The sequence below is a fragment of the Synechococcus sp. R6-5 genome (genome assembly GCF_047461775.1).
Taxonomy (GTDB): Bacteria; Cyanobacteriota; Cyanobacteriia; order Thermostichales; family Thermostichaceae; genus Thermostichus.
In genome coordinates, this window is sequence record NZ_JANSHV010000330.1 from 1 (window position 1) to 1,091 (window position 1,091).

General features: G+C 61.8%; 2 protein-coding genes. Both read right to left on the reverse strand.

The window, feature by feature from the left end; all coding sequences use genetic code 11:
• Nucleotides 1-29: 29 nt before the first annotated feature.
• Nucleotides 30-401: a DUF309 domain-containing protein gene (locus tag NW818_RS13455; RefSeq protein ID WP_414351347.1), complete on the reverse strand. Its 372-nt coding sequence runs from the start codon at nt 399-401 to the stop codon at nt 30-32.
• 4 nt (nt 402-405) lie between these two features.
• On the reverse strand, nt 406-1,091 hold a 686-nt coding region (locus tag NW818_RS13460), incomplete at its 5' end, for a sensor histidine kinase (protein WP_414424836.1).

The window sequence follows — 1,091 nt, forward strand, 5'->3', positions numbered from 1 at the left end:
GCGAAGCAGTCAGGGCCGGGTAGTTTACGTCAGTCTTCAACCCAACTCAGGGTGGGGACGGCTAGATAAGGCAAGGGATCCTGGGGTTGCAGTTGAGAAAGATGCCGCAGGATGCCCTGGTTAGCCTGCCACAGGGCTTGCACATCCCATCCGGCGTAGGTGGGCAGAAAGTCCGCCAGCTTGCGGTTGGCCTCCCCCAGCAGGATCATGCAGCCGCGGCGGTTGCCGTTTTGCAGGTGATAGTAGGCCACGGCGGTTTGCAAAAGCCCCTGGTAGAAGCGCCGCTCTGGATCCACTGCCTCCATCCACAGGGCCTCTAGGGTGTCGTGGCAGGCGTAAAATTCCCCCCGGTTAAACTGCTCGGCGGCCAGACGCAGCGCTTCTGAGGGGGCGTCGCTCATGTCGCTAGGCACAGGCCAGGGGGGATGTCTGCACAGGCAGGGATCCCTGCGGCAGCACCAGGGTAAAGCAGGTTTTGCCTTGAGAACTCTCCACCGAGACGCTGCCCCCCAGCCGCTGCATCCACTGCTTGACCAAAGCCAGGCCCAGGCCGGTGCCGCCCCGCTTCCAGGGATCCCCGCTGGGAATGCGGTAAAACTTCTCGAAGATGCGCTCCCACTCGCTGTGGGGAATTTCTACTCCCTCGTTGATCACCCGAATTTCCACCTGCTGCGGGCCAGAGCGCTGCGCTGTTACCCAGATGTTGCACCTTGGGGGAGTATACTTGCAGGCGTTGTTGACCAGCTCCTGCACCACCCGCTCCAGGCCGCCCCGATCGGTGAGCACCTTGCCCACATTTGGCGCAATCTGCCACTGCAACCGTTGCTGGTTGGCCTGGGCCCGCTGTAGAAACGGCTCCAGCACGCTGGGCAGCCAGGTTGCCAGCGGCACTTCTTCCAGATGGAGCGTTTTGGATCCCTGCTCCAACCGCTGCAGATCCAGCAGGTCGTTCACCAATTCCGCCTCCCGCTCACACTCCTGCTCCAAAATCTTGAGATATTGCTCTCGTTTTTGGGGGGCGCGGGCGGTTTTCAGCAGTTGGATGGCCATCCTCATGTTGGTGATGGGGGTGCGCAGCTCGTGGGAGACGG